General features: G+C 54.2%; 26 protein-coding genes and 1 tRNA gene. 17 read left to right on the forward strand and 10 right to left on the reverse strand.

Annotated features, from left to right (window positions below; genetic code table 11):
- The 5 genes from LKE13_RS08100 to LKE13_RS08120 all read left to right on the forward strand — a co-directional run bounded on the left by LKE13_RS08100 (position 1) and on the right by LKE13_RS08120 (position 3848).
- The gene (locus tag LKE13_RS08100; RefSeq protein WP_227950035.1) at positions 1–465 is read left to right on the forward strand and encodes a 6,7-dimethyl-8-ribityllumazine synthase; all 465 of its coding nucleotides are present in this window, start codon (positions 1–3) and stop codon (positions 463–465) included.
- On the forward strand, positions 462–944 hold the full coding sequence (gene nusB / locus LKE13_RS08105; RefSeq protein WP_227950037.1) for a transcription antitermination factor NusB: 483 nt from the start codon (positions 462–464) through the stop codon (positions 942–944). Before LKE13_RS08100 ends, nusB begins: the two co-directional genes overlap by 4 nt.
- 1 nt (position 945) lies before the next feature.
- Positions 946–1947, forward strand: a complete 1002-nt coding sequence (gene thiL / locus LKE13_RS08110) for a thiamine-phosphate kinase (protein WP_227950039.1) — start codon at positions 946–948, stop codon at positions 1945–1947.
- 106 nt (positions 1948–2053) lie between these two features.
- Positions 2054–2614, forward strand: a complete 561-nt coding sequence (locus LKE13_RS08115; protein WP_227950041.1) for a DUF4865 family protein — start codon at positions 2054–2056, stop codon at positions 2612–2614.
- A 40-nt stretch (positions 2615–2654) separates the two neighbouring features.
- A complete protein-coding gene (locus tag LKE13_RS08120) occupies positions 2655–3848 on the forward strand; it encodes an MFS transporter (protein ID WP_265334818.1) in 1194 nt (397 codons plus the stop codon).
- Between the two features lie 48 nt (positions 3849–3896).
- Here the strand turns inward: LKE13_RS08120 and ppa are convergent, their stop codons facing one another.
- A complete protein-coding gene (gene ppa, locus LKE13_RS08125) occupies positions 3897–4412 on the reverse strand; it encodes an inorganic diphosphatase (RefSeq protein ID WP_227950043.1) in 516 nt (171 codons plus the stop codon).
- A 293-nt stretch (positions 4413–4705) separates the two neighbouring features.
- On the opposite strand from ppa, the gene LKE13_RS08130 reads away from it, so the two are divergent.
- Positions 4706–6811 (forward strand): sodium-translocating pyrophosphatase, encoded by a 2106-nt coding sequence (locus tag LKE13_RS08130; RefSeq protein ID WP_227950045.1) that lies wholly within the window; start codon positions 4706–4708, stop codon positions 6809–6811.
- An 80-nt stretch (positions 6812–6891) separates the two neighbouring features.
- On the opposite strand, the gene LKE13_RS08135 is transcribed toward LKE13_RS08130, so the two are convergent.
- Positions 6892–7344, reverse strand: coding sequence for an outer membrane protein assembly factor BamE (locus LKE13_RS08135; protein WP_227950047.1), 453 nt, complete (start codon positions 7342–7344; stop codon positions 6892–6894).
- Positions 7345–7506: 162 nt separating this feature from the next.
- Here LKE13_RS08135 and LKE13_RS08140 point away from each other — a divergent pair, with 162 nt between their 5' ends.
- The 9 genes from LKE13_RS08140 to LKE13_RS08180 all read left to right on the forward strand — a co-directional run bounded on the left by LKE13_RS08140 (position 7507) and on the right by LKE13_RS08180 (position 13792).
- Positions 7507–8052: a ubiquinol-cytochrome C chaperone family protein gene (locus tag LKE13_RS08140; protein WP_227950049.1), complete on the forward strand. Its 546-nt coding sequence runs from the start codon at positions 7507–7509 to the stop codon at positions 8050–8052.
- A 182-nt stretch (positions 8053–8234) separates the two neighbouring features.
- Positions 8235–8792 carry a YceD family protein gene (locus tag LKE13_RS08145; protein WP_227950051.1) on the forward strand — a complete coding sequence of 186 codons (558 nt, stop codon included), beginning with the start codon at positions 8235–8237 and terminating at the stop codon, positions 8790–8792.
- An 83-nt stretch (positions 8793–8875) separates the two neighbouring features.
- On the forward strand, positions 8876–9061 hold the full coding sequence (gene rpmF, locus LKE13_RS08150; RefSeq protein WP_227950053.1) for a 50S ribosomal protein L32: 186 nt from the start codon (positions 8876–8878) through the stop codon (positions 9059–9061).
- 41 nt (positions 9062–9102) lie between these two features.
- Positions 9103–10248, forward strand: a complete 1146-nt coding sequence (gene plsX / locus LKE13_RS08155) for a phosphate acyltransferase PlsX (protein ID WP_227950055.1) — start codon at positions 9103–9105, stop codon at positions 10246–10248.
- A gap of 12 nt (positions 10249–10260) precedes the next feature.
- Positions 10261–11232, forward strand: coding sequence for a beta-ketoacyl-ACP synthase III (locus LKE13_RS08160; RefSeq protein ID WP_227950057.1), 972 nt, complete (start codon positions 10261–10263; stop codon positions 11230–11232).
- A 187-nt stretch (positions 11233–11419) separates the two neighbouring features.
- Positions 11420–11725: an integration host factor subunit alpha gene (locus tag LKE13_RS08165; protein ID WP_227950059.1), complete on the forward strand. Its 306-nt coding sequence runs from the start codon at positions 11420–11422 to the stop codon at positions 11723–11725.
- Position 11726: 1 nt separating this feature from the next.
- Complete coding sequence (locus LKE13_RS08170) at positions 11727–12161, forward strand: MerR family transcriptional regulator (protein WP_227950061.1); 435 nt, start codon at positions 11727–11729, stop codon at positions 12159–12161.
- Between the two features lie 136 nt (positions 12162–12297).
- Positions 12298–12374: transfer RNA gene (locus tag LKE13_RS08175), tRNA-Pro, on the forward strand.
- 122 nt (positions 12375–12496) lie between these two features.
- Positions 12497–13792: a hypothetical protein gene (locus LKE13_RS08180; RefSeq protein WP_227950063.1), complete on the forward strand. Its 1296-nt coding sequence runs from the start codon at positions 12497–12499 to the stop codon at positions 13790–13792.
- Here LKE13_RS08180 and LKE13_RS08185 read toward each other — a convergent pair.
- Entirely contained in the window at positions 13775–13993 is a 219-nt protein-coding gene (locus tag LKE13_RS08185) for a hypothetical protein (RefSeq protein ID WP_227950066.1), read from the reverse strand. The two genes, LKE13_RS08180 and LKE13_RS08185, sit on opposite strands and share 18 nt — an antisense overlap.
- A gap of 50 nt (positions 13994–14043) precedes the next feature.
- Between LKE13_RS08185 and LKE13_RS08190 the strand changes: the two genes are divergently transcribed.
- Positions 14044–15153 carry a COX15/CtaA family protein gene (locus LKE13_RS08190; RefSeq protein ID WP_227950068.1) on the forward strand — a complete coding sequence of 370 codons (1110 nt, stop codon included), beginning with the start codon at positions 14044–14046 and terminating at the stop codon, positions 15151–15153.
- A gap of 71 nt (positions 15154–15224) precedes the next feature.
- Here LKE13_RS08190 and LKE13_RS08195 read toward each other — a convergent pair whose 3' ends face one another.
- The 4 genes from LKE13_RS08195 to LKE13_RS08210 form a co-directional block, all read right to left on the reverse strand.
- The gene (locus tag LKE13_RS08195; protein ID WP_227950070.1) at positions 15225–15437 is read right to left on the reverse strand and encodes a hypothetical protein; all 213 of its coding nucleotides are present in this window, start codon (positions 15435–15437) and stop codon (positions 15225–15227) included.
- 136 nt (positions 15438–15573) lie between these two features.
- On the reverse strand, positions 15574–16008 hold the full coding sequence (locus LKE13_RS08200) for a hypothetical protein (protein ID WP_227950072.1): 435 nt from the start codon (positions 16006–16008) through the stop codon (positions 15574–15576).
- A 37-nt stretch (positions 16009–16045) separates the two neighbouring features.
- Positions 16046–16858 carry a CsgG/HfaB family protein gene (locus LKE13_RS08205; protein WP_227950074.1) on the reverse strand — a complete coding sequence of 271 codons (813 nt, stop codon included), beginning with the start codon at positions 16856–16858 and terminating at the stop codon, positions 16046–16048.
- Positions 16842–17240 carry a hypothetical protein gene (locus LKE13_RS08210; RefSeq protein WP_227950076.1) on the reverse strand — a complete coding sequence of 133 codons (399 nt, stop codon included), beginning with the start codon at positions 17238–17240 and terminating at the stop codon, positions 16842–16844. The genes LKE13_RS08205 and LKE13_RS08210 overlap by 17 nt, the downstream gene beginning before the upstream one ends.
- A 77-nt stretch (positions 17241–17317) precedes the next feature.
- Here LKE13_RS08210 and LKE13_RS08215 point away from each other — a divergent pair, with 77 nt between their 5' ends.
- Positions 17318–17704 carry a VOC family protein gene (locus LKE13_RS08215; protein WP_227950078.1) on the forward strand — a complete coding sequence of 129 codons (387 nt, stop codon included), beginning with the start codon at positions 17318–17320 and terminating at the stop codon, positions 17702–17704.
- Here the strand turns inward: LKE13_RS08215 and LKE13_RS08220 are convergent.
- From LKE13_RS08220 to LKE13_RS08230, 3 genes are read right to left on the reverse strand one after another with little or no spacing between them, the layout of a single operon-like run.
- Positions 17701–18978 (reverse strand): O-acetylhomoserine aminocarboxypropyltransferase, encoded by a 1278-nt coding sequence (locus LKE13_RS08220; protein WP_227950080.1) that lies wholly within the window; start codon positions 18976–18978, stop codon positions 17701–17703. The genes LKE13_RS08215 and LKE13_RS08220 overlap by 4 nt on opposite strands.
- Positions 18975–19472, reverse strand: a complete 498-nt coding sequence (locus tag LKE13_RS08225) for a CoA-binding protein (protein WP_227950082.1) — start codon at positions 19470–19472, stop codon at positions 18975–18977. Before LKE13_RS08225 ends, LKE13_RS08220 begins: the two co-directional genes overlap by 4 nt.
- Before the next feature lie 5 nt (positions 19473–19477).
- Positions 19478–20284 (reverse strand): enoyl-CoA hydratase, encoded by an 807-nt coding sequence (locus LKE13_RS08230; protein ID WP_227950084.1) that lies wholly within the window; start codon positions 20282–20284, stop codon positions 19478–19480.
- Between the last annotated feature and the right edge of the window lie 98 nt (positions 20285–20382).

The raw sequence follows: 20382 nt of genomic DNA on the forward strand, positions 1-20382 counted from the left end.
ATGACCAATGATATACATGTGCTGATCGTCGAAGCGGATTTTTACCGCGATATTTCCGATGCCTTGCTTGACGGCGCAAAAGAGACGCTGGACGCGGCGGGCGCAACCTATGAAATCGTGCAGGTGCCGGGTTGTCTTGAAATTCCGGCCGCGATCCGCTTTGCCATCAAGTCGATGGAGTTCATGGGCGGCCGCAGGCGTTATGATGCTTATGTTGCGCTCGGCTGCGTGGTCCGCGGCGAAACCTCTCACTATGACACGGTGTCGGAGGAAAGCGCGCGGGCGCTGATGGATATCTCGACAGATTATTGTATTGCTATAGGCAATGGCATTATCACTTGCGAAAATGATGAGCAGGCTTGGGCACGTGCCCGCAAAAACGAAAAGAACAAGGGCGGCGGCGCGGCGGAAGCGGCGCTTCAAATGCTTAAACTCAAGGAAAAATTTGGAATGTTCCCTCGATGAACGCCCGCAGTGAAAAACGGGGCGACAAGCACAGTCGCCGCACCCTTGCCCGGCTGAACGCGGTGCAGGCTCTTTACCAGTTGGCGCATGATGACAACAAGTCTGCGCAAGAGGTGGTGGAAGAATTTCTTCAGCATCGTGTTGGTGCGGAGTTGGATGGCGATCAATTCAAGGATAGCGACAAGCCGCTGTTTGAGGATATCGTGCTCAACACAGATGCGCGGCAGGAAGAGATCGACAAGCTGATCGGTGATCGTCTAGAGAAAGACCGGACGACGGACAGGTTGGAAGTCGTGTTGCTTTGCTTGCTTCGCGCTGCGACCTATGAATTTCTTGCCCGCGTCGATATGCCCGCGAAAGTACTGATCAAGGAGTATATCGGCATTGCGCGGACCTTCTTTACGGGGAAGGAGCCAGCGCTGGTCAATGGTGTTCTGGACAAGATCGCAAAAGAGCTGCGCGCTGGCGAATTTGACTGATATGTCAGACGATACGCGAGATACCGAGGAAGGTGAATTCGCACTGATCGAGAGGGTGTTGAAACCTCTCGCTGCCAATACACCCGCGTCGCTCGGTCTGACAGACGATGCAGCGGTTCTTAGTCCGACCAAGGGAAAAGACCTCGTGTTGACCAAGGATGCGATGGTCGCTGGCGTGCATTTTCGCGAGTCCGACCTGCCGGGTGATGTGGCGCGCAAGCTGCTGCGGGTTAATCTTTCTGATCTCGCGGCAATGGGGGCGGTGCCGGTCGGCTATCTTCTCGCAACTTTCTGGCCGGAGGATCTCCCGCATATCTGGATTGAGCGCTTTGCCGAGGGGCTGTCTCTCGATCAGGACGAATTCCAAGTCGGGCTTCTGGGCGGCGATACGGTGCGCACAGCGGGGCCGCTGTCGCTCTCCCTCACGGCAATCGGTGAGGTAGAAGAGGGGAAGGCCCTCCGTCGCAATGGCGCCGCGGCAGGCGATCTGATCGTTGTCTCCGGTACGATTGGGGATGGTGCACTCGGTCTTCTTGCTGCAGGGGACAGGCTCCCCGATCTGGATACCACGCATCAGGAATATCTAATGGATCGCTATCATCTGCCGGATCCGCGATTGGCACTCGGGCAGGCGCTGGTCGAACGGGCGACAAGTTGCATCGATATTTCCGATGGTCTGATCGCCGATATCGGGCATATCACGAAGGAATCCGGCGTGGGTGCCGTCATTGAATGGACGAAGGTTCCTCTTTCTGACGCCGCAGAGTCGGCGGTGCAATCTGATAACTCCCTGATCGAGAAGGTGCTTACAGGCGGTGACGACTATGAACTTGCCTTTACTTTTCCGGTTGAGCGGCGGAATGATCTGGTAAAACTCGCAAAAAAAGGCGGTGTCCCGCTGACCATCATCGGGGAGATGGTAGAGGGTGAAAAAGGGGTTCGTGTGACTGAGGAAGATGGGACAGAGATGTCGCTTTCCGCCCGTGGATGGCAGCATTTTTGAACTGCTTTAGCGATAATGCATAATAGCTATGCGTTTGTGTGGGTTGTGCTTTTGTCTTAATCTTGACATATTTCACGAGATTTTTATGTACATTCGGGAGACATGTATGCTGGCGATGCAATACACGGTGCGCTTGCCGGAAGATTTTGACGATAAGCAAATACAAGAGCATGTCGCGGCCAGAAGTCAACTGTTCGAGGGATGCCCCGGGCTGCGTCATAAATTTTATCTGTATGATGCCGAAGAGCATGTTTATGCGCCCTTCTATATTTGGGAGAACGCCCAGTTCGCCCAGGACTTCCTTCTCAACAACCTGTTTAATGGCGTGACTGAAACTTTCGGTCGCCCGCGCGTTCGAAGCTGGCAAGTGATTGCATTTGATTATGGTCCGGCCAAGGGCGACCCCAAATATATGTGTAGTGCTGTGGACAAGGTGCCTTCCGGCAGTCCTGTCGGTGCGCTGATGCAGGCAGAGAAGGAGCATCACCAAAGTCTTCTGAAGACACCGGGGCTCTTTGCACATATGGTTCTGCTGGATCCGGATCGCTGGGAGAAGGGGCTCTACAGTCTTTGGCAATCGAGGGAGCAGGCCGTGCCCGTCAAGGCGGATTGCGTCAGTGACTATGCGGTTTTGGAAAGCTATCGGAAAATGCAGGGCGCTGCATAATTAGCGCGCGTATTTTATAAGCAAACGAGAAGGACGGGAAATGATGGACCGCCGGACGAAGTTAAGTATTTTATTGATGTCCGGGTGTCAGGCGCTGATGAACAGCACCACCTCCATCATGATTTCCTCGGCGGCGCTCGCAAGTCTTGTTTTGCTCGGCGATGACAAATCTCTTGCGACCGTGCCGGTAACGGCCGTTGTGACGGGAACGGCGATTGCAACCATTCCGGCCTCTTTCTTTATGCGGAAGGTCGGGCGCAAGCCCGGATTTCTCTTCGGCGTGATGATCGGCATCACAGGCGCGGCGATCTGCAGCTATGCCATTTGGATCAGCAGCTTCTGGCTGTTCGCATTCGGGGCCATATTTGTCGGCATGTCGACGGCATTCGGAAACTACTATCGTTTCGCCGCGATCGACATTGCTGGCAACAAGAACCGTAGCAAGGCCGTCTCTTATGTCTTGGCGGGCGGGGTGATCGCCGGTTTTCTCGGGCCGCAGATCGCAAGCCACAGCAAAGACCTGTTCGCGCCATTTATGTATCTCGGCTCTTATCTCTCAATCATAATTTTGGGGGCTATCTCCCTCATATTACTGAGCTTTGTCAGGATACCGAAAATGGTTATCCCTGATCATGAAACGAGCCAGCGTCCACTTTCGGAGATTGTCAAGCAGCCGACCTTCATCGTTGCGGTCTTAAGCGCCATGATTGGTTATGGTGTAATGAGCCTGATAATGACGGCGACGCCGCTCGCTATGGTCGGTTGCGGTCACGCGCCGAGTGATTCCTTCAATGTCATTAGTTGGCATGTGGTCGCCATGTTCGGCCCCAGCTTTTTCACGGGATCCCTGATTTCGCGCTATGGGGAATACAGGATCATTATTCTGGGCGCCCTGCTGGGTCTGGGAAGCGTAATCGTTTCTTTGATCGGACTGGAACTTGCGAACTTCTATATTGCTCTGGTCCTGCTCGGCCTCTCGTGGAACTTCATGTTTATCGGAGGCACGACACTGGTCGCCACAACATATCGGCCGTCAGAGACTGCGAAAGTCCAGGGGCTGAATGATTTTATGGTGTTTGGTACGGTGGCGACCGCATCCTTGATGAGCGGTCAGCTGCAGGAGCGGTTCGGCTGGGAAGTCGTCAATCTGGGGGCGTTGCCATTGCTCGGCTTCGTAATCCTGCTCGCACTCTGGAGCATGCGCGGACAGCGTCGGCGCGTCGCCGCTAAGTAGTAGTTGGGCAGGCGGGCCTGAGCCCGCCTCATACCTCAGTTGGTTAATTCAGACGAGGGACTTGCGGATCATTTCTCCGGCTTCCTCGGCATCGCCCCAGCGCTTGATCCGGACCCATTTATTTTCTTCCAGATCTTTATAATGCTCAAAGAAGTGGGAGATCTGGTCGAGCAGGATGCCGCGCAGATCGGAATAGTTGGCGATGTTGGAATAATAGGGGTGCAACTCATCGACCGGTACGCTCAGGATTTTCTCGTCCTGACCAGCCTCATCCTCCATGATTAATACGCCAACGGGACGTGCGCGGATGATGGCACCGGGCATGACCGGGATGGGGCCCGCCACCAGAACGTCGACCGGATCGCCATCATCGGCGAGGGTTTGGGGAATGAAGCCGTAGTTGCAGGGATAGAACATCGCCGTATGCAGGAACCGGTCGACAAACATCGCGCCGCTTTCCTTATCCACCTCATATTTGACGGGGACACCGCCAAGAGGGATTTCGATCACGACATTGACGTCCCGCGGTACATCTTTGCCCGCCGGAATTTTTGAAAGATCCATGACTCATTGTCTCCTGGGAAATACTGGCGCTGCGATAGCATGTTCCGGAAGATTTTGCCACCGGCTAATCAAAAAAAATCAAGTAAAAAGCATATGACAAAATGCTTGGAAAGGGCTGGCTAAATTAGGTATTTCCAATCCTTGCGCAAAATAAGGTAATCTGGCATTCTACTATTCGACCGGTACTTGAGAAAGCCCGGTTTCACATTTATGGGGGAATACTTCGCACAATAATCAACAAAAAACGTATGGCCATGTAACGGCCAGCTTGTAACTTTGATGGGGATGAAAGAATGTCAGTAGAATTATGGATTCCGATTGTCTGCGGACTGATAGCCTTGGGCTACGGTGTGTATGCAGGTAAGTCGGTTCTTTCGCGTGATGCCGGAACGGAAAAAATGCAGCAGATTTCGGCGGCAATTCAGGAAGGGGCATCTGCCTATCTGAACCGCCAGTATATGACCATCGGTCTCGTTGGGATCGTCATATTTGTTATTCTGTTCTTTATATTTGGTCTCAAGGTCGCCATTGGCTTCCTCATCGGCGCGGTTCTGTCCGGCGCGGCGGGCTTTATTGGCATGCATGTGTCTGTCCGCGCTAATGTGCGCACAGCCGCCGCAGCCTCCAAGAGCCTGAGCGACGGTCTTGACGTTTCATTCAAGGCGGGCGCGATCACGGGTATGTTGGTTGTCGGTCTCGCCTTGCTGGCGGTTGCCGGCTATTACGCTTATCTGACAAGCGCGGGCGTTGATGGCCGGGATATGGTCAACAGCCTTGTCGCTCTCAGCCTGGGCGCGTCCCTTATTTCCATCTTCGCCCGTCTTGGCGGCGGTATCTTCACCAAAGGTGCTGATGTTGGCGCTGACCTCGTCGGTAAGGTCGAAGCCGGTATTCCTGAGGATGATCCTCGGAACCCTGCGGTTATCGCCGATAACGTGGGCGACAATGTCGGTGACTGCGCCGGTATGGCCGCTGACTTGTTCGAAACCTATGCAGTGACAGTTGTTGCGACCATGGTTCTGGGCTCCATCTATTTCGCGAATGATGCCGCCTTGATGAGCTATCCGCTGATGATCGGCGCAGTTTGTATCCTGACCTCCATTATCGGTACGTTTTTCGTCAAACTTGGCGCCAATAACAGCATCATGGGCGCTCTTTATAAGGGCTTCCTCGTGACAACAGTCCTCTCTGCGATCGCGCTTTGGCCGGTCACTTCCTTTACCATCGGCATGGACACGGTCTATACGATTGGCGATAAGGAATTCACGGGGATGAGCCTGTTCTTCTGTGGTCTTGTTGGTCTCGTGGTGACGGGCCTGCTGATCTGGATCACGGAATATTATACCTCGACTGAATATCGTCCGGTACGCAGCATTGCCGCGGCCTCGGAAACGGGTCACGGCACCAATGTTATTCAGGGCCTTGCGGTCTCGATGGAAGCGACAGCCGTTCCGGCAATTATTATCTGTGCCGGTATTATCGTGTCCTATAATCTGGCGGCATTGTTCGGCATCGCGATTGCGGTGACAACGATGTTGGCGCTGGCCGGTATGATCGTCGCCCTCGATGCCTATGGTCCGGTAACGGATAACGCAGGTGGTATCGCGGAAATGGCAGAGATGGATGAGGATGTGCGTAAAACCACGGATGCGCTCGATGCCGTTGGGAATACAACGAAAGCCGTCACCAAGGGATATGCTATTGGTTCTGCCGGGCTGGGGGCATTGGTGCTGTTTGCCGCCTATACGGAGGATCTCAAGCATTTCATCAGTCTGGCGAGCCCGACCAAATTTCCGTTCTTCCAGGGCGTCACCCTCGATTTCAGCCTGCAAAATCCGTATATCGTTGTTGGCCTGATTTTGGGTGGATTATTGCCTTATTTGTTCGGGGCCATGGGCATGATGGCCGTGGGCCGGGCGGCGGGTTCCGTTGTGCGTGAGGTGCGTCGGCAGTTCAAGGAAATCCCCGGCATCATGGAAGGCACTGGCAAGCCTGATTATGGGCGTGCGGTGGATTTGCTGACCAAGGCGGCGATCAAGGAAATGATCATACCGTCTTTGCTGCCTTTGTTGGCGCCGATCGTCGTCTTCTTCGTGATATTGCTTATTGCGGATAAATCAGCCGCCTTCGCGACCCTTGGTGCCATGCTTCTGGGTGTGATTATCACCGGTCTCTTCGTCGCTGTCTCCATGACGGCGGGCGGCGGTGCCTGGGATAATGCCAAGAAGTATATCGAGGATGGGAACCACGGCGGGAAGGGCACAGATGCTCATGCGGCGGCGGTGACCGGTGATACGGTTGGCGATCCTTACAAGGATACAGCTGGTCCAGCCGTGAACCCGATGATCAAGATCACGAACATCATCGCACTCCTCTTATTGGCGGCGATGGCGCATTAAGCCAAAGCAGTCAAAGCCTAAAAGAAAACCCCCGGTTTTGGCCGGGGGTTTTTTTCTTGCGTGAAAACAATGGGGAGGAATTATTGCCCTTCTCCTGCGCTGTTAAACCGGCCAAGGTTTCCGAACAGCTGCTCCAGCAGGCCAAGCTTGCGTCCGCCGGTCGGGGTTTCCCGCTCGACAACCTCAATCTCCTGACCGTCTTCCTTCTTGAGGTCCCGGATCTCGGCCACTGTGTCATTGATGTCAAACTTGACAATGACAATATCGCGCTCGGTCACTTCCTTTGCGAAGAAGGCCAGATGTTCCGTCTTGCTGCTGATATAGTACCAGGCGTCGCCTTCGGTCTGGAAGGTCGCAATGCTGGAAGGAGAGCCCATGATTGCCTGCACCGAATCCTTATTGGTGACGCCCGCCTCGATCTGGGCAAGCTGCTCAGGGTCCAGGCGATAACCCTGGTTCGTCTTGATCGGATCACACGCGGTGAGCGCGAGGCCAAGAACGGCAATAGAAATCCCGGTCTTCAATCGTTTCATGGTTCCTTGCTCCGGCGTGTCTTTCGGTTGACTAACCGCCGCGAAATGCGTAACTCAAGGGTACTAAATGACTTGCCTATTGGCAATTGTCAAATTTTCTTGGAAACAGGACGCCGATGTTGATGAAAAACCGCATAGATGCCGGATTTACGGGGAAATCGCGTGGGAATAGCTGATTTATTTCGCCGCAACCCGCTGGAACGCCCGGCGGCCGACCTTTATGCGGAAATCGTCCGTCAGTCGCGCATTCCGGCTTTTTACGAGGACGCGGCGGTCCCCGACACAGTCGATGGCCGGTTCGAAATGATTTCGCTGCATGCCTTCCTGATTATGCGGCAGCTGAAAGGCGGCGGGGACAAGGCACAAAAACTTTCACAGGCCCTGTTCGATGAGATGTTCGCTGATATGGACCAATCCTTACGCGAAATTGGTATTGGCGACCTCAGCATTGGCAAGCACATCAAGAAAATGGCCAAGGCCTTTTATGGCCGCGTCGCGGCCTATGATTCTGCCCTTGATGGGGAGGGCGAGGAATCTCTCGCAGAAGCGCTGCGGCGGAACCATTACGGTACGGTCGATGAGGTTCCGGAAGAGGCCGTCGCGTCACTCGCGCGTTATCTGCGGGCGGCGGATCAGCGGCTTGCGGGGCAGGGGGTCGATATGCTGATGAAGGGAAATGCAGATTTCGGCGGGTTTGGCGCATGCTGACAGGCAGCGAAATTGCTAAATTTCACCCTTGTTTGACGGGGTGGGGGATGCCATTTGCGGGAAATGACAAAATCCGTTGACCGCAGGCATCTAAAACAGTATTTTCGCGCCTTCGAATCGCGTGCCCGACGGAATGACGCCGGCAGGTTATGCTTGTGCTGAATTTAGAAGGAACTATCGCCATGAAAGATACCGGGGGTGATGTCGCTCGGTTGATCAATGTCGAGCGTCTTGGGCGAGAGCCCCTGAAGTTCAATATTCAGGCGACGACAGAGGAATGTGAGGCTCTGGCGAAGTCGCTGGATATCCTTGGTCTTTCCGATGTAACGGCGCGCGGATCGTTGGTTCGTCAGGGAGCAAACGGTCAGGTGTTGCTGACGGGGCGCTTGCAGGCTGCGGCGGTTCAGGCCTGTGTCGTGTCGCTGGACCCGGTGGCACAAGCGATTGACGAAGAATTTACGGTGTTATACACCTTTGATCCGGAAGATCTCGTTGTCGAGGATATGGACAAGGTGGTGGGGCTGGAAGAGCCGGATCCGCCGGAGTTGATCGTAAATAACCGGATCGACCTGCTGACCATGGTGATGGAGCAGATCGCGCTGGCGCTGGAGCCTTATCCGCGACGGGCGGACCTGCCGGAGCCGGTGGAAGAAGAAGATTTAGACCTGGATCAGGTCAAGAAGGAGCAGGGGACACACCAACCCTTTGCAAATTTGAAGGACTTGATGAGCAAGAAGTGATATGAAGGCGTAACGCTATCTCATATCAATGTAATTTATATTATCGCCCTGGCGAAGGGCATCTGAAGTGAGAGACTGGAAAAATGGCAGTACCAAAGAGAAAGACCACCAAATCCAAACGCAACATGCGCCGGTCGCATGACGCGCTTGTCGGCACCCAGACGCAGGAATGCCCGAATTGCGGCGAAATGAAGCGCGCCCACCATATTTGCGGTTCATGTGGCCATTATGGCGACCGCGAAATCCTGGAAACGAGCGACATCCTCTAATCGGCGATTGCTGATTAGGATGGCCGGAACCGGACAGAAATATGCCTGAGAATATTGTCATTGCTCTTGATGCGATGGGAGGAGATGATGCTCCTGACATCGTGATTAAGGGCATCGACATTGTCCGTGTGCAATTTCCAAAGGCCCGTTTCCTATTGTTCGGCGATGAGGCGCGATTGGAGCCGCTCTTGAAAGCGTATCCCGGGGTGCGCGATGCTTGTGAGCTGCGCCACACGGATGAGGCCGTTAAATCAGAAGATAAGCCCAGCCAGGCGCTGCGGAAGGGGCGTAAGAGCAGTATGCGTCTTGCGATCGATTCTGTGCGTTCAGGAGAGGCCGGGGCGATTGTGTCCGCCGGTAATACCGGAGCTCTGATGGCGATGGCGAAAGTCTCGCTCCGAATGATGGCGGGGATTGACCGGCCGGCGATTGCCTCAGTCCTACCCTCCCCAAGGGGAGAGACGGTGATGCTTGATCTCGGCGCCAATGTCGAGTGTGATGCCGATAACCTCGTGCAGTTTGCCTTTATGGGCGCCGAATTTGCGCGCGCAGTGTTGGGCCGTGTTCCGCCTCGCGTCGCACTTCTCAATGTCGGGATTGAGGAACTCAAGGGCAACGATACGATCAAGGAGGCGGGAGAGCGCCTTAAATCGATCGAGCACCCGCCATTTGAATATCAGGGTTTTGTTGAGGGCGATGATATCACCCGCGGCGTTGTTGACGTCATCGTTACCGACGGCTTTACCGGTAATGTCGCGCTGAAAACCGCAGAAGGAGTGGTGCGGCTCTTTACCGATTTCCTCCGGGCCGGTTTCAAAAGCTCGATTTTCGCTAAAATAGGCTATGTCTTCTCTCGGGGGGGCTTGAACATCCTGAAAGAGCGGCTCGATCCGCGTATGTATAATGGCGGCGTTCTTCTCGGTCTCAATGGTCTCTGCGTGAAAAGCCATGGCGGGACCGATGAGATGGGTTTTGCCAATGCCATCGGGGTTGCCATCGAGATGGTTTCCGATGACATGATCGATAAAATGCGGAATAATTTCGAGACCTTTGATATGGCCGCGAAAATGAGTAATAATGCTGTCACGCCTGACGAAGACGCGGAAGAACAGCAATCTGCCGCTTCGGCATCCCGGCCCATCAAAAACACAAATAAAGCTTCCAGCACCGTAGAAGATGCCGGATAGAACAGGAAGTACATGCGTCGCTCAGTTATTACCGCCACCGGATCCTACCTTCCCAAACGTATTGTCACGAATGACGAGTTGTCCAAGAGAGTCGATACGACGGACGAATGGATTGTCGCCCGTTCCGGCATCAAGCAGCGACATATCGCAGCGGATGACGAGCTAACCTCCGATCTGGCAACCCATGCGGCGAAAGCGGCGCTGGAGATGGCGGGGCTGACGCCCGATGACATCGACCTGATAATCCTTGCCACCGCGACGCCTGATGAGACATTCCCCGCGTCTGCAACGGTGGTGCAGAAGAACCTCGGCATGACGCGCGGTTTTGCTTTCGACGTTCAGGCTGTCTGTACAGGTTTTCTCTTCGCGCTGGCGACGGCGGATAATTTCGTCAAATCCGGTCAGGTTAATCGCGCTCTGGTTATAGGGGCGGAGACATTCTCGCGCATTCTCGATTGGGAAGACCGCACGACCTGCGTTCTCTTTGCGGATGGCGCGGGCGCGGTTATTCTGGAGGCGGAGGACGGCGCAGGCACATCGGATGACCGCGGCATTCTCACCAGCCATCTGCATTCAGACGGCGACAAGCATGACCTTCTTTATGTCGATGGCGGCCCGTCCTCGACCCAGACGACCGGTTTCCTCCGGATGGAGGGGCGGGAGGTTTTCCGACATGCAGTGAATAACCTTGCCAGCGTCGTCCATGAGGCGATGGAGGCAACGGGCCTGACAACAGAGGATATCGACTGGCTGGTGCCGCATCAGGCGAACAAGCGGATCATCGACGGGACCGGTCGAAAACTTAAACTTGATCCTAAGAAAGTTGTTTTAACTGTCGATAAACACGGTAATACTTCCGCCGCATCTGTGCCGCTTGCCTTGGATGAGGCGGTGCGGGATGGGCGCATCAAGCGCGGCGATCTGCTGCTGCTGGAGGCTATGGGCGGGGGCTTTACTTGGGGCTCTGCGCTGGTCCGCTGGTAGTCGCGTCTCGCGAATCTCTTTTTCGGCAACTTCTATAGGCCGTCAAATCCGCGATCAATTTCAATCAGTTATCGTGTCTTTTTGCCAAAAACCGGGCTTTTCGGCGGGTAACAGCCGATAATTACACCTTTATGATTGACGAGGCCCGTCGCATTGATAATCCTGTAAAGTCTAATGGGGTGATAACATGACGAAAAATACTTTAACCAGAGCAAATTTGGCAGAGGCTGTTTATCAGCAGGTCGGCCTGTCCCGCAATGAATCCGCGGATCATGTCGAGGCTATTCTGTCAGAAATTTCGGACCGGCTCGTTGCCGGCGAGACTGTAAAGATTTCTTCCTTCGGCAGCCTGCAGGTGCGGCAGAAAACCGGACGGATCGGCCGTAACCCGAAAACGGGGGAGGAAGTGCCGATTAACCCGCGCCGGGTACTCGTCTTTCGCGCGTCGCATGTCCTGAAGGACAAGATCAATAAGGGCAACGGTGGCGCATAAGGTGGCGAGAGAAGCACAGAAACTGCAAAAATCGCCCGATGCCTTCCGCACCATCAGCGAAGTCTCGGCGGAGCTGGAAGTTCCGCAGCATGTCCTGCGTTTTTGGGAAACCAAGTTCAAGGTCGTCAAGCCGCTGAAACGCGGTGGCGGTCGGCGGTACTACCGCCCCTCCGATGTGGAGCTGATCCGCGGCATTCGCGACCTTCTCTATAAGCATGGCTTTACGATTCGCGGGGCGCAGAAGCTCCTGAAAGAGCAGGGGGGTCGCATCGATAATGTCGATGCCATGGTCTCCGCCGCGCGGGCGGAGGGGAATCCGGCGCTTAGCCAGTCGGCCAGTGACGGCGGCAGCGGTGATCCTCTTTCCGGTGATGCGAAGGCGCAGCTCCGCGGTGTGTTGAGCGATCTGAAAGAGCTGAAAGAGATGCTCGCCTAGGCGCTCTTGCGGGAGATTTTTGCGGTCCTAAAAAAAGTGGGTTTGGTGCCATAACGGGCGTTGCCATCGCGCGCGGGCGTCAGTATAGTGCGCCAGCCTTGGGCCGGTAACACACGGCCCGGTCGCCAGGATCTGGCGGGCAGTAGCGCAGCCTGGTAGCGCACTTCGCTGGGGGCGAAGGGGTCGGAGGTTCGAATCCTCTCTGCCCGACCAATTAAAAGCCTCGAAGCCTAACGGTTTCGGGGCTTTTTTTAGTGGTGATTTTAAAGAGATTTTAATTCTTCTGTTAAATCGTTAAGGTGGTGATTCTGGTATTGATGTAGGGAGCCGTCATAATGATTTCCGGCAAAGTTTTTGTAAGTTTGATGCTGGCGGTTCTTGCCTGCATTTCCTGCTCAGCGTCAGATTACAAATTCCGGGGCGCTTCAATGGATGAAACGACAGCAGACGGCAAACCGCTAGTGAGGCTGTCGGTCAATAATCCGTCCTTCTCACCAGATGGCCGATATTTTGCCTTCGATTTCTACGAATTTTCATTTGTCGATCAGCGCACCAATCGATCCCGTCTTGCGATCGGGATTTATGACCTGAAAAGTCAGGCTGTCAATATTCTCAAACCTCCATTGAATCCCGAAATGGGTTTCGGATGGCATTCACCGAGCTTCGATCCCACCGGTAAAAAACTGACGATGGTTACTGTCTGCATCACTGAAAATTGTTCCGATGAAATATATGGAACGCAGATTGGTGTTTTTGAGCTTGACACCAATAAATTCACTTGGATCACAGACGCACGGCAAAAGACGTACAATTGGGATTATTTGCTATCTGCTAGAGGATTACGTCGAACAAGTTGGCCGAAATATGGTCGTTCTGTTGTGCGTGGTTACCCAATTTTTTCATCTGATGGGAACCGCATTTATCATGTGATGAGTGGGGGCGCTAAAGGCTCAATCGTATTCTGGATGCAGTTCAACGCGGATTACTGGCTGAATGAACTTGATCTGGAAAATTCAACCGGTTCCCATATTGCGTCCGATGAGTCGGTATTGGCTTATGATCATGACGCCGTCATTTTCAAGGGTGATGGCCGATTGTCCCGCTCAGGGGATAACCGTCTTATCTTCAGCGGCACGGTCGCGTTGGGGCCGGGGTATGAGGAACTGGAAGCGCGCAAGCCGTCCGCTTTTTTTTATAGTATTGAAAGTGATGAACTTTCCGTCGCTTTTGACAAGGACAATATGCCTTTCGATCCCCGGTTCCCGGCAGATCGCCAGTATCGGATTCGCTCGATATCCTCTTCATTTGACGGCGCCCGGATTGCCGCCTTAAGCGGCAAGAAAGACATCGTTTATCTCTGGGAAAAGGGCAAGTTTCGCACGCTGACGACCGCCGCAGACCTAGGCGTTGACAGGGTGAGCCAAGTCTCAATTTCCTCCGATGGCAATCAACTCGTGATTTTGCCGCCGCAGGAACCGATATCGCCCGAAGATTTTGCGGCTGACATTGAACATTTCTGGCTGCTGGATCTGAACAGTGGGAAAATGAAATCCCTGCCTTTGCGATCTCTTCTTCGAAGAACAATTGATTCAGAAAAAAACCGACGCGAAAACCTAGGCTCTCCCGGTTAAATTTCGATCCTTCGAAAAATCCGGATATTCATACCCTTTGGCGAACGGTGTGACGGGTGGGCTGGCGACTTTGGTCGTGAAGTTTTTCGAGCGGCTGCGACGGTTGTCGCAGACCATGCATTTAGTGATCTCCTCGACGAGGAGGGTGTAGATATCGTAGCGCGCCCTCCCCTCCGCATCCCCTGCGGCGGGGTGTCGCAATCCCCTTTTCGCTATATTGCTTTTGTCGGCGATTGGGCTATGTTGCGGCCATGACGACGGATATACAGGAAAACAGGGTCGCGCCCGCGCGTGACGGGCGCAAACTGGTGATTGGCTGGCTCACGCTGGTGGCGGTGCTGGTGTTCGCGATGATCGTGCTGGGCGGAGTGACGCGGCTGACCAATTCGGGCCTCTCGATGACCGACTGGAAGCCGGTGACGGGCTGGCTGCCGCCCTTGAGCCATGAAGCCTGGATGGCGGAGTTCGAACGCTACAAGGCGTTCCCCGAATACCAGAAAATCAACAAGGGCATGAGCCTTTCCGAGTTTCAGGGCATCTACGCTTTCGAGTTTGCGCATCGGGTGTTGGGCCGGGTGATCGGCCTCGCGTTTTTTGTGCCGTTCGTCCTGCTATTGTTGTTCCGAAAAATTCCGAGACAAATGGCGCCCCGGCTCGCGCTGCTCTTTCTACTCGGCGCGGCGCAGGGCGGCATGGGCTGGTTTATGGTCAAAAGCGGTCTGGTCGATCAACCGGACGTCAGCCATTACCGCCTGACTGCGCATCTCGCGCTCGCCAGCCTGATATTCTCCGTGCTGCTGTGGACGATTTTCGACCTCACCCGGCCCGTGATTGAAAGGGCCGTGCCCGCGAGCGCTATGGTTCGGCAGACGGGGTATTTCCTGCTGGTCCTGATCGCGCTTCAGATATTGATCGGCGGGTTCGTCGCCGGGCTCAATGCGGGCTTTGTCTATACGGACTGGCCGCTGATGGGCGGCAGCTTCATCCCCGAGGATTTCCTCTATATGCAGCCGCTCTATCACAACTTCCTCGAAAATCCGGGGACGGTCCAGTTTGTCCACCGTATGATTGCCTATGTTATTGCGCTCGTCGCCGTCTGGCTCTATCTCACGAGCCGGAGCGGAAGCATTAGCGCACGGCTGCGCCTTGGTGTGTCGCTGCTGGTCAGCCTGGTTTTCGCGCAGGTGTTCCTCGGGATTGTGACGCTGCTTCATGTGGTGCCGGTCGCCCTCGGCGCGGCGCATCAGGCGGGCGGGATGCTGGTGCTCGCCGCCGCGCTCTTCGTGGTGCATGAAATCCGGGCGGAGCGGGCACAACAAAACCGGCCAGCGGATGCTGACCGGTCGGAGGACATAGTATAAAGCTTTCCCTTACGGGAAATCGCATAGGGTGCGCAGCCGATATATTGCCGTTTTATTCGCCGTCATCAGAGTTAAGTTGGATTTCCATCTTCATCTAACCCGCCTTGCGTGCCAGTAGTATCTTCGCCGCCTACTCCGTCGTCGGGCGTGTCATTGGTAACGTCACCGCCATCTCTCCGGTCATCGTTCTGTGGATCTCCGGACGGTCCATCGAAGCTACAGCCGGCCAGCATAAGGCCGGAAAGAAGCGAAAATACTATTAATAAGTTAAATATATTATTCATAATAAACTCCAGATAGAAAATTAGGATAAAAAAATCGTTGGACGCCGTATTGGCGCAATCAAAAACAGCCCCAGGGACCCCAGGGCTGGCTAGTTATCTCTGTGAGGTCGTTACGTCGCTCTGTAACGAGCTTTGATTAATCATCTACCAGGGATTCGAGCAGGTTTATCAGGCCGTCCTCATATTGCAGCGCTTCAAAACGTACAGCTTTAGATTCATAGTAGGTATTGGCACCGATTGTGGCGCCGCTGACAGTTGTATAGCTAAAGCCGCCTTTGCCGGTATTAATTTTTGACGGGAAAGTCGGGGCCATCAGTTTGGCATTATTGATATTGACCGTTCCAGCGATGCTGCCGGTGTTAGAAGACCCAAAGAAAGCGGCATAGTTCCCGTTATTTACGATGTTTCCAGTCGCGCCAGTGACGCTGATATCCAGAGCGCTGTTGCCATATGTGCCGATTTGCCCGTCACTGCCACTGCTAACGGGCGGAGTTACGCCAGTAATACTCCCTGCGATAGCGGGACTGGCAAAGAGTGAAAGAGTAAAAGCCGCAATAATAAGTTTTTTCATAATAAATTCCTTTCGCGAAAATAAATTAAAAATGACGCTAACCTGTTGGATGAAATATTTTTAAGGTTTCGGTGGTTGTATCCTCGACCCCCTCAACAGAGTCGACGATTTGCTGACAGCTATCCCGTAATTCGGGGCTCCGCTCAGACAGCATCTCATAGAGCCCGAACTGCAGCATGGAGCGAAGAGAGAGCTGCAATGGCTCACGGTTCTGGACATTGACATCAAGATCGACCAGCGTGTCGCCAAAGAAGCGTCCGATCCCGAATCCAGCCTCGTCGGCAAAAATCTGCTTGGATATATTGACCGCCGCCAATACCTTTGATGTGCGCGCATCAGTCAGATGCAAATCCAGCCCGATAATTGCGCGGTTCTGCCGATAGCGCGGGCCGATCCCTGCAATGGTCACCTCCGCTGCGGCACCTGGGATAAAGTCCAGCGTGTTGATCGATCCGGTAATATAATAATCCATCCGGACGAACTGTTTCGTATCCCGGATCCCAAGCTGGATTTCCGAAATGATGGGCCGCGGGTCGCGCCGGTTCACGACAGTTTCCGCCTTCGCCTGCATCAGGGAGGTTTGCATCATGTCGCCTGCGCCCTGGCTGACATACTTACCCGTGCCTGCATATTCGGAGCTGAATTTTCCGGTCGCGTCTATGATTTCGCCGACTGCCCAGACGCCAGGCATTATGTTGTTTTCAGCGACACAAGCTATCAGCTGATCATAAGGCGTGATCAGTGACTGAACTGGCGGCCCTTTCGGCTGACTAATGTTTTTGTCACCGAAGCCAATGCAACCGGTCAAGAGAAGAGAGATCAATAATATGGAACTAATTCTGTGTTGCATTGGAATTTTCAACTTGGCACGGGGCGCCATCAATTGTGTTCCTGGTTTCCCCCGGAGACTCAATGTTGGTCAACCCGCCGACCGCCCCACAATTTCCGGTATTGATCTGCACGTTTTCAAGTGAGCTTTCTGAGAAAACAGTCTGGGCTCCAATGGTAACATTCGAAACATAGAGATTGTTTTGCGACCACTGGTCGTAATATCCACCATTTTGTCGTTCAATGGCTTCAGCTGTGGTCAGCTTGACCAGCTTGTCATAAGATGATTGAAAACCGGCACTGTTATTCCAGCCTTCTGCGGCGGAAATGCTGCCGTCTTTGGCCGCGACTATTGTCGGACAAATAGATAGGAATATTGTCGAAATGATGAATAAATATTTCATGGTTATTTTGTTTTATCTATGGATATTTATTTAAATGATAGTAAATAAATATTTTTCAATAATAATATGTAATTAAAATGATTAAAAATATAGATCATATTGTTTTAACTGTTTCGAATGTTGAGAGAACCAAGTATTTTTATTGTGAATTATTGGAAATGACTTATGAAGAGTTCGGGGAAGGGAGGCGCGCGCTGAAGTTTGGGACGTCGAAAATCAACCTGCATTTGGCCGGTCATGAGTTTGAGCCGAAGGCGCATCTGGCGAAACCCGGCACGGCGGATCTCTGCTTTATTATCGAGGGGGAGCTGGAGGAGATGCAGGCCCGGCTGGTTGCGGCCGGGATTGCCATTCTCGAAGGGCCGGTGGCCCGGACAGGGGCGAAGGGGTCGATCACGTCAATTTACGTGCGCGACCCCGATCTCAACCTGATAGAGCTATCCGTCTATGACGGACAGGGTTAGCTGGCGCTGATCGCCTGTTCCAGATCGGCGATGATGTCATCGACATTCTCGATCCCGATGGAAAGACGGACGACATCCGGCCCGGCACCCGCCGCGACCTGCTGTTCCTCGGTCAGCTGGCGATGGGTGGTGGAGCTTGGGTGAATGATCAGGCTCCGGGTATCGCCGATATTGGCAAGATGGGAGAACAGCTCCACCGATTCCACGACCTTCACACCTGCATCATAGCCGCCCTTGATCCCGAAGGTGAGGACGGCGCCCGCGCCGCCGTTCAGATATTTCTGGCCAAGCTCAAAATAAGGATCGCCTTTCAGACCGGCATAGGAAACCCAGCTTACCTTGTCATGCTTTTGTAAGTATTCCGCAACCTTCAAGGCATTTTCGCTGTGTCGTTCCATGCGAAGGGGCAGGGTCTCGATCCCGGTCAGGATCATGAAGGCGTTGAACGGGGAGAGGGCAGGACCGAGGTCGCGCAGGCCCAGCGCCCGGCAGGCAATGCCGAAACCAAGCTGACCAAAAGTCTCATGGAATTTGAGGCCGTGGTAAGAGTCGTTCGGCTGGCTCAGGGTCGGGAAATTGTCGGATGCGCTCCAGTCGAACTTGCCGCTATCGACGATTATGCCGCCCATGGAATTGCCGTGGCCGCAGAGGAATTTCGTCGCTGAATGAACGACGATATCGGCACCCCATTCAATCGGGCGGCAATGGTACGGCGTGGCGAGCGTATTATCGACAATAAGTGGGATGCCCGCGTCATGGGCGATCTTGGCAATCGCGTCGATATCGGTCATCACGCCGCCGGGGTTGGCGAGGCTCTCGATAAAGATGGCCTTGCATTTTGGGGTCAGGGCCTTCTTGAAATCTTCCGGGTCTTTCGGGTCTACGAAGATGGCGTTCCAGTCGAATTTCTTGAACGACTGGCCGAACTGGGTGATGGAGCCGCCATATAAACGGGTGGAGGCGAGGAATTCATCGCCCGGCTGCATTAATGTATGAAAGACGATCAACTGCGCGGCATGACCGGAGGAGACCGCAAGGCCGGTCGCGCCGCCTTCCAGAGTCGCCACCCGTTCCTCCAGCACTGCATTGGTCGGATTGGTCAGGCGGGAATAGATATTGCCGAAGGCCTGAAGGTTGAACAGTTCCGCCGCGTGATCCGCATCGTCAAACACAAAGCCGGAGGTCTGATAGATCGGGGTGACGCGGGCGCCAGTGGTCGGGTCCGGCGTCGCGCCAGCATGGATGGAGAGGGTCTCGAATTTTGGGGTGCTCATGATGTTTTTTTCCCTACTAGTTTTGATCTTTTTGATGAAATAACGTCGGACCGGCCGCCCATAAAGGCGATTTCCCCGGACAGTCGTCCGAATTCGATTTTGGGGCAGCGGTTCATGACGACTCTAAGGCCTGTGGCTTCCGCCACCTTCGCCGCTTCGTCATGGCGGACACCCAGCTGCATCCAGATGACCTTCGCGCCGATCTTGATGGCCTCGTCCACTATGGGCGGAATGGCGTCGGAGCTGCGAAAACAATCAACCATATCGATCGGATCAGGGATATCGGACAGCGACGCATAGGCCATCTCGCCTAAGAGTTCCTGTCCCGCGAGGCCCGGATTGACCGGAATACAGCGATATCCCTTGCGCTTCATATATTTCATGACGTAGTAGCTCGGTCGCGAGGGGTTACTGCTCGCGCCGACCACGGCAACAGTCTTCACCTCGTTGAGGATCCCGCCGATATAATCATCGGCGTATGCGTTGTGATCCATGGAGCCTATTTTCCCCGCCAGACAGGTGCGCGCTTCTCCTTGAAAGCGGTCATGCCTTCCTGCCCATCCTCGGAGGCGATGTTTTCCTGCATAACACCGGACGTGAATTTGTAGGCTTCCTCAAGGGGCATATTAAGCTGCTTGTAAAAGGCCGATTTGCCGAGTTTCAGGACCAGCGGCGATTTCGATGCGATATTCTTCGCCATTGCCTGTAGATGATCGTCCAGTTCGCCTTCGGGCAGGGCGGCATTGATCAGGCCAATTTCCATCGCGCGCCCGGCGTCAATAAAGTCACCACTGACCAGCATTTCCATCGCCTGTTTTGGCGCGACATTGCGGCTGAGGGCGACCATGGGGGTGGAGCAGAACAGCCCGAAATTAACGCCCGAGGTGGCGAATTTCGAATTTGCCGACGCGTAAGCCAAATCGCAGGACGCAACAAGCTGCGTTCCCGCCGCCGTCACCGCGCCATCGATGCGGGCGATCACCGGCTGCGGCAGGGTGACGACACCCTGCATCATGGTACAGCATTGTTTTAAGAGATCGCCAACCGTCTCATCCTCATGCGCAGAGATGACTTCCTTGAGATTATGCCCGGAACTGAAAACCGGACCCGTCGCCTCGATGATCACGACATGAATGTCTGTTGATGCCGCAATCTCATCCAGCAACTCCTGCATCCGCCCCATCATCTTGCGCGAGAGGGAGTTGCGGCTTGTCGGATCGTTGAGCGTTATTGTGGCGATGTGATCAGCCACGTTGAACCGGATGATGTCCTCGTTGTCCTTGTTCGTTATTTCTCTGCTAGACATTCGGGTATTCCTCGTAAATTCGTCTTTTGACAGATACCATAATCCTTTCTGGCGGCGGATCAATGCTATAGCGGTAATTTTCTGCTCGTTGCGCGAAG

The sequence above is a fragment of the Sneathiella sp. HT1-7 genome (assembly GCF_020731145.1).
Classification (GTDB): domain Bacteria; phylum Pseudomonadota; class Alphaproteobacteria; order Sneathiellales; family Sneathiellaceae; genus Sneathiella.

What these genes read in the sequence shown, in the direction of transcription:
- LKE13_RS08190 (WP_227950068.1), top strand. Translation starts at nt 14,044, where the DNA reads ATGACGACGGATATACAGGAAAACAGGGTCGCGCCCGCGCGTGACGGG.
- LKE13_RS08210 (WP_227950076.1), bottom strand. Translation starts at nt 17,240, where the DNA reads ATGAAATATTTATTCATCATTTCGACAATATTCCTATCTATTTGTCCG.
- LKE13_RS08130 (WP_227950045.1), top strand. Translation starts at nt 4,706, where the DNA reads ATGTCAGTAGAATTATGGATTCCGATTGTCTGCGGACTGATAGCCTTG.
- rpmF (WP_227950053.1), top strand. Translation starts at nt 8,876, where the DNA reads ATGGCAGTACCAAAGAGAAAGACCACCAAATCCAAACGCAACATGCGC.
- LKE13_RS08225 (WP_227950082.1), bottom strand. Translation starts at nt 19,472, where the DNA reads ATGGATCACAACGCATACGCCGATGATTATATCGGCGGGATCCTCAAC.
- LKE13_RS08230 (WP_227950084.1), bottom strand. Translation starts at nt 20,284, where the DNA reads ATGTCTAGCAGAGAAATAACGAACAAGGACAACGAGGACATCATCCGG.
- LKE13_RS08195 (WP_227950070.1), bottom strand. Translation starts at nt 15,437, where the DNA reads ATGAATAATATATTTAACTTATTAATAGTATTTTCGCTTCTTTCCGGC.
- LKE13_RS08200 (WP_227950072.1), bottom strand. Translation starts at nt 16,008, where the DNA reads ATGAAAAAACTTATTATTGCGGCTTTTACTCTTTCACTCTTTGCCAGT.
- LKE13_RS08205 (WP_227950074.1), bottom strand. Translation starts at nt 16,858, where the DNA reads ATGCAACACAGAATTAGTTCCATATTATTGATCTCTCTTCTCTTGACC.
- thiL (WP_227950039.1), top strand. Translation starts at nt 946, where the DNA reads ATGTCAGACGATACGCGAGATACCGAGGAAGGTGAATTCGCACTGATC.
- LKE13_RS08115 (WP_227950041.1), top strand. Translation starts at nt 2,054, where the DNA reads ATGCTGGCGATGCAATACACGGTGCGCTTGCCGGAAGATTTTGACGAT.
- LKE13_RS08180 (WP_227950063.1), top strand. Translation starts at nt 12,497, where the DNA reads ATGATTTCCGGCAAAGTTTTTGTAAGTTTGATGCTGGCGGTTCTTGCC.
- LKE13_RS08100 (WP_227950035.1), top strand. Translation starts at nt 1, where the DNA reads ATGACCAATGATATACATGTGCTGATCGTCGAAGCGGATTTTTACCGC.
- ppa (WP_227950043.1), bottom strand. Translation starts at nt 4,412, where the DNA reads ATGGATCTTTCAAAAATTCCGGCGGGCAAAGATGTACCGCGGGACGTC.
- LKE13_RS08120 (WP_265334818.1), top strand. Translation starts at nt 2,655, where the DNA reads ATGATGGACCGCCGGACGAAGTTAAGTATTTTATTGATGTCCGGGTGT.
- LKE13_RS08215 (WP_227950078.1), top strand. Translation starts at nt 17,318, where the DNA reads ATGATTAAAAATATAGATCATATTGTTTTAACTGTTTCGAATGTTGAG.
- LKE13_RS08135 (WP_227950047.1), bottom strand. Translation starts at nt 7,344, where the DNA reads ATGAAACGATTGAAGACCGGGATTTCTATTGCCGTTCTTGGCCTCGCG.
- plsX (WP_227950055.1), top strand. Translation starts at nt 9,103, where the DNA reads ATGCCTGAGAATATTGTCATTGCTCTTGATGCGATGGGAGGAGATGAT.
- nusB (WP_227950037.1), top strand. Translation starts at nt 462, where the DNA reads ATGAACGCCCGCAGTGAAAAACGGGGCGACAAGCACAGTCGCCGCACC.
- LKE13_RS08220 (WP_227950080.1), bottom strand. Translation starts at nt 18,978, where the DNA reads ATGAGCACCCCAAAATTCGAGACCCTCTCCATCCATGCTGGCGCGACG.
- LKE13_RS08160 (WP_227950057.1), top strand. Translation starts at nt 10,261, where the DNA reads ATGCGTCGCTCAGTTATTACCGCCACCGGATCCTACCTTCCCAAACGT.
- LKE13_RS08145 (WP_227950051.1), top strand. Translation starts at nt 8,235, where the DNA reads ATGAAAGATACCGGGGGTGATGTCGCTCGGTTGATCAATGTCGAGCGT.
- LKE13_RS08165 (WP_227950059.1), top strand. Translation starts at nt 11,420, where the DNA reads ATGACGAAAAATACTTTAACCAGAGCAAATTTGGCAGAGGCTGTTTAT.